Annotated in this window: 1 protein-coding gene; it reads left to right on the forward strand. The window is 72.5% G+C overall.

Annotated elements, in window-relative coordinates; translation table 11 throughout:
* Positions 1–33: 33 nt before the first annotated feature.
* A partial coding sequence (locus AC1DWF_RS37030) for an MlrC C-terminal domain-containing protein (RefSeq protein ID WP_476843405.1) occupies positions 34–575 on the forward strand: 542 nt, incomplete at its 3' end.

Below are 575 nucleotides of genomic sequence, written 5' to 3' on the forward strand. Positions count from 1 at the left end.
CTCCAGGGCCTGCATGCCCGAGCGCGAAAGGCCGTGGAAGCCGGCGCAGTCTGGGACGCTTCCATCTTCAATGCGCAGCAGTTCCTGGACGTACCGGGGCTCGGGCAGGTTGTGATGGCCTATGGCAATGCCCGCTCCGAGGCGGCCGAGGCCCTCGTGGCCGGACTGGCGGCGGATCTCTGGGCTGCGCGCGCGCGCCTGATCGGCGTCTATCCCAGCCTCGAATCCTGCCTGGCCCGCGCCATCGCAGGCACGCCGCGTCCGCTCATCCTGGGCGACCAGGGCGACCGCGTGGCGGCGGGCGCCCCGGGCAACAGCACCTATATCCTGCACGCCCTGCTGAAGGCCGAGGCAGAACTGCCGGCCATCGTCCCGGTCACCGATGCGGCGGCCGTGTCCGCTTGCCGCGCCGCCGGTGTCGGTGCCACGGTCACCGTGACCCTCGGCGCCCGCTACTCCACGGTCGCGCCGCCGCTGACACTGACCGGCGAGGTGATCTCGGCGGGCGAGGGCGCGACGCTCATCTACGAGGGGCCGGCCGAGAAGGGCCAGCGCGCGAGCGTCGGTCCCTATGC

The organism is Aminobacter sp. P4_D5 (assembly GCF_056401815.1).